Genomic DNA, 4,261 nt, shown 5'->3' with positions numbered 1-4,261 from the left:
CAAAAAGGGGCGGCCCCGCGCTCGCCTGAAAGCTCCGCCCGCACAGCTCCCGGCACATGCCCCCCGCATACCCGACCCCGCCCGACGCCCCCTCAAACGTGTCCTCCGACACGTCCACGGAGCCGTCTTCGGACACGCTCACTGATCGTTAGTTGGCGTTACCGGTCGTTCCCAGATCCCTTCGGGATCGTTTCGTGGTCGTTTGCCGATTGTGGCTGAGTCGACAAAACGCCAAGAAGGCCCATGAACGGTCGATAGTCAGACATGCACGTGGTGTAACCGGTTCCGCAAGCGACCCTCAAACGACCCCAGGGCGCTGCTGCAACGAAAGCGTTTGCTCGTCACTGTGGAGTGGTCACCCCCACCGGCCATGCGCAAATCGCTTCGTGAACCTAGCTCAGGCACGCTGACTGATGACCCGCAAGAGAGGGCTGTTAGAAGAATGAGCGGCTACTTCACCACAGAGAGCCATGAACGTCTGAGGAATCAGGTCAGAACTTTCGCCGAAGCCGAGGTACGGCCCCGGATCCCCGAGATGGAAGCGTCACGGGCCGTCCAGTACGAACTTTCCCGTCTCATCGCCCGGCAGGGGTGGCTCGGCGTCACGATCGACGGCACGTACGGCGGCATGGGGGCCGGCCATCTGTCGAAGACCATCATCATCGAGGAACTGGCCCGCGTCAGCGGCGCCATGGGCGCCATGGTCCAGGCGTCCCAGCTCGGCGTCGCGAAGATCATCCACTTCGGCAGCGACACGCAGAAGAAGGCCTGGCTCCCCGAGATCGCGGCCGGTGACTGTCTGCCCACCATCGCCGTCACCGAGGCCGGTTCAGGCGGCCATGTCCTCGGCATGGAGGCGACGGCCGTCCGCGACGGTGACGACTACCTCCTCAACGGTCGCAAGGTGTTCGTCGGCAATTCCCACGTCGGCGATCTGCACGGCGTCGTCGTCAGGACAGGACCCGGCAGCAAGGGGCTCTCCGCGTTCCTGGTGGAGTCCGACCGGCCCGGCTTCTCGCTCGCCCCGCACCGCCCCGCGATGGGGCTGCACGGCTTCTCCTTCGGCGAGCTCATCTTCGACAACTGCCGCGTCCCGGCGGCGAACCTGCTGGGGAACGAGGGCGACGGACTGCCGGTCGCCTACTCGTCCAGCATCCTCTACGGGCGGGCGAATCTGACCGCGGTCTCCCTCGGTATCCACCGGGCGATCGTCGAGGAGACCGTCAAGTTCGTGACGAACCGTCAGCGGTACGGTGCCGCGCTCGCCGAACTGCCCACCATCAAGCAGAAGCTGGGACAGATGCAGTCCCGGCTGATGACGGCCAAGCTCACCGCGTACCACGCGGTGCATCTGCTGGACCAAGGCCTGCCCTGCGACGCCGAGTTGATGAACGCGAAGCTCATCAACGTCGAGTCGGCGATGGACTCGGCGCGCGCCGCCATGGAGATCCACGCCGGGATCGGTCTCTCGACCGACCGGCCGATCGAGCGCTACACCCGCGACGCGTTCCATATCTTCGCGCCGGCAGGCACCTCCGACGTCCAGCTCATCCGGCTCGCCGAGGTGGCGATGGGCACCTCGAAGGGTGCCTGGTCACAGCGGCTGGCGGCCGTCCCGGTGGCGGCCGAAGCCCTCCGCTGACCCGGCCGTAAAACGAAAAGGCCCGCCCCCAACCGATGACCGGCCGATGAAGTCCGGCCATCGGTCAGCGGCAGGCCTTCTCCGCTACCTCGGTGCGCCGCCCGTGCGGTCGTAGATGAGGTCCATGAGCTGGTCCCTGCTCTCCTTGATCAGCTGCAGGGTGTCCCGGCCCGTCTCCTTGCCGCGCGGCTCCGTGCCGACGAAGCAGACGGTGCCGAGCACCGTGTCCGTACGCTCGTCGATGAGCGGGGCACCCGCGTACGTACGGATCCCGATCAGGTCGACGACCTCGTTCGAGGCGAACCTCGGGTAGGCGTACACGTCCGGCAGCACCAGCGCGCGGCGGCGGTTCAGCACGTCCGGGCAGTACCCGTGGTCGCGCGACATGGACCGGCCCACCTCGGCGACGTTGCCCGCCGGGTCCAGACCCCGGGCGTCCGGCGGTCCCGTCGGCGTGTGCAGACCGGCGAAGAACTGGTGCCCGGTGATGAAGTTGACCATCGCGTACGGCGCGCCCGCCGCCTCGGCGAGCCGGGAGGCGAACGCGTCGAACTCCGTGTCGGGTACGTCCCCCAGACCCAGCTCGCGCAGTCGTTGCTCACGCCGCCCCAGCTCGGAGTCGGGCGACGGCAGGTAGAGACCCGCTTCGGTGTCATAGGTCATTGGGGAGCTCCCAGGCTGCTGGAATGCTGAACGGTCTGTGCGGAGGTCTGCGCCGTCTGCGCGGCACGGACGGAGACGGAGTGCGCGTACGACACGAGCGTGATCAGTACCTGCCTGGCCGACGCCGGGTCCCGGGCGTCGCAGAGCAGGACCGGTACGTCAGGCTTGAGTTCGAGCGCGTCCCGCACCTCTTCCGGGCTGTAGCGGTAGGCGTCGTCGGCCTCGAACTCGTTGACCGCGACGACGAAGGGGACGTTGCGGCGTTCGAAGTACTCGACGGCGGCGAAGCAGTCCAGCAGCCGGCGGGTGTCGGCGAGGACGACCGCGCCGATGGCGCCCAGGGACAGGTCGTCCCAGGTGAACCAGAAGCGCTCCTGGCCGGGGGTGCCGAACAGCAGCAGGACCAGGTTCTGCCGCCGCAGCGTGATGCGGCCGAAGTCCAGCGCCACGGTGGTGGTGGATTTGTTCTCCACCCCCTCCAGCCGGTCCGTGCCGCTGCTCGCTGCGGTGAGCGTCTCCTCGGTCGACAGCGGCTTGATCTCGCTGACCGCGCCGATCATGGTGGTCTTGCCGACGCCGAACCCGCCCCCGACCACGATCTTCAGGGCGATGGGATCGTCAGATGACATAGGTTCGTAGGCCCTCAAGCACTGCCTCCAGGAGGTGCGGGTCTTTGGGATCTGCGGTTCTGCTGGGCATCGCCATGATCAGGGCGCCCGCGTCGAGCAGATCGGACAGCAGGATCTTGGCCACCTGTACGGGCTGCTGGAGCGTGGCAGCCACCTCGGCGACCGAGCGGGCCTCGCCGCGGCACAGCGCCAGCGCCTGGGCCGCCTCGGGACTCAGATAGCCCGAGGGCGCCGTGGCACGCGCCTTGAGCAGCGAGGTCAGGCTCATGTTGTTCGTCGGAACGGTCCGGCCGCCGGTCAGCGCGTACGGACGGACCTCGTGCTCGTCGTCGTCCACCCAGGGGGTGCCGTCTAAAGCTCCCATGTCAGCGCGCCGCGTCGCTGGCCGGGGAGGTCCGCAACCTCGGTGGTGTACTGAGGTGTTCGGGGACGCTCTTGACGAGCTGCCCCATCTCGAAGCCGACGGCGCCCAGGTCGGCGGTGTCGGAGGCGAGGACGCCGAGGACGGCGCCGGGGCCCGCCATCGACACGAACAGCAGCGCGTTGTCGTGCTCGACGACGACCTGCCGGACTCTGCCGTCGGCGGGTCCCTTGATGTCACGGACGCCGCCCGCCAGCGAGCACAGGGCGGTGCTGATGGCGCTGAGCTTGTCGGCCTCGTCGATGCTGAGGCCGTGCGAGTGCTTGCGCACACCGTCGCTGGACGCCAGGACGGCGCCTTCCGTACCGGGGACGCGCCTGATGAAATCGGCCATCAGCCAGTCAAGGTCTGACTGTGGCGCAGGAAAAACGTCGTTCGGCATGAGTGACTCCGTAAATGGTTGGTCGGACCCGGAAGTCCCGGTCGCGCGTGGTCAGCGGGTGCGGTCGCTGTGGTCGCTGTCGGGTTCCGTCGGTCCTGTTGCGCTGTCGTCCGCCGTGGCGAGCCTGATACCTGAGGCGAAGCGGGCCATCAGCTGCGGGTTGGGGGCGACGACTTCGCGGTCGCGGTCCTCGGTGAGGCTCGGTAGCTCCGGCGGCCGGAACATCTCGCTGCGCTTGGGCAGCAGCGGTCTGCCGTCGGCGGCCGGTGTTTCCTCGACCTCGGGGGCGGGCGGTGCGGTACGCCGCTGGGGCAGCGGTGCCGGCGACGGGTCGGACGGCGAGCCCGCCGACGACGAGGCGGGGACCCGGGACGGCTGCGCCGACACCTGCGCGGGTACCGGTCCGCGCGGCTGCGACTGCGGCTGGCTCTGTGCCCCGCCGCGCGACTGGCCGTGCCTCGGCGCCGTGGACTGCCGCGACTGCGACTGCGAGCCGATGCTGTGGACCGAACCGCTCGCCGACT

Annotated in this window: 5 protein-coding genes and 1 pseudogene; 1 reads left to right on the top strand and 5 read right to left on the bottom strand. The window is 68.5% G+C overall.

What is annotated here, in order from left to right:
• Positions 1–442: 442 nt before the first annotated feature.
• Positions 443–1,642 (top strand): acyl-CoA dehydrogenase family protein, encoded by a 1,200-nt coding sequence (locus tag HY68_RS13870; protein WP_041988638.1) that lies wholly within the window; start codon positions 443–445, stop codon positions 1,640–1,642.
• Positions 1,643–1,726: 84 nt separating this feature from the next.
• Here the strand turns inward: HY68_RS13870 and HY68_RS13865 are convergent, their stop codons facing one another.
• The 5 genes and pseudogenes from HY68_RS13865 to HY68_RS43740 all read right to left on the bottom strand — a co-directional run.
• A complete protein-coding gene (locus tag HY68_RS13865) occupies positions 1,727–2,305 on the bottom strand; it encodes a GAF domain-containing protein (RefSeq protein WP_041988635.1) in 579 nt (192 codons plus the stop codon).
• A complete protein-coding gene (locus HY68_RS13860) occupies positions 2,302–2,934 on the bottom strand; it encodes an ATP/GTP-binding protein (RefSeq protein WP_041988633.1) in 633 nt (210 codons plus the stop codon). Before HY68_RS13860 ends, HY68_RS13865 begins: the two co-directional genes overlap by 4 nt.
• Positions 2,924–3,298, bottom strand: coding sequence for a DUF742 domain-containing protein (locus tag HY68_RS13855; protein WP_041988631.1), 375 nt, complete (start codon positions 3,296–3,298; stop codon positions 2,924–2,926). Before HY68_RS13855 ends, HY68_RS13860 begins: the two co-directional genes overlap by 11 nt.
• Before the next feature lies 1 nt (position 3,299).
• Positions 3,300–3,737 (bottom strand): roadblock/LC7 domain-containing protein, encoded by a 438-nt coding sequence (locus HY68_RS13850; RefSeq protein WP_041988628.1) that lies wholly within the window; start codon positions 3,735–3,737, stop codon positions 3,300–3,302.
• A gap of 51 nt (positions 3,738–3,788) precedes the next feature.
• Positions 3,789–4,261 (bottom strand): annotated as a pseudogene (locus tag HY68_RS43740) (hypothetical protein); the annotation flags it as partial.

This window comes from Streptomyces sp. AcH 505 (genome assembly GCF_000818175.1).
Classification (GTDB): Bacteria; Actinomycetota; Actinomycetes; order Streptomycetales; family Streptomycetaceae; genus Streptomyces.
The sequence above is the reverse complement of the archived record's forward strand: the minus strand, read 5'-3'. Positions and strand labels throughout refer to the sequence as shown.

Bases quoted from the DNA above. Each gene is read 5' to 3' on its own strand.
- HY68_RS13855 (WP_041988631.1), bottom strand. From the start codon at position 3,298: ATGGGAGCTTTAGACGGCACCCCCTGGGTGGACGACGACGAGCACGAG.
- HY68_RS13860 (WP_041988633.1), bottom strand. From the start codon at position 2,934: ATGTCATCTGACGATCCCATCGCCCTGAAGATCGTGGTCGGGGGCGGG.
- HY68_RS13865 (WP_041988635.1), bottom strand. From the start codon at position 2,305: ATGACCTATGACACCGAAGCGGGTCTCTACCTGCCGTCGCCCGACTCC.
- HY68_RS13850 (WP_041988628.1), bottom strand. From the start codon at position 3,737: ATGCCGAACGACGTTTTTCCTGCGCCACAGTCAGACCTTGACTGGCTG.
- HY68_RS13870 (WP_041988638.1), top strand. From the start codon at position 443: ATGAGCGGCTACTTCACCACAGAGAGCCATGAACGTCTGAGGAATCAG.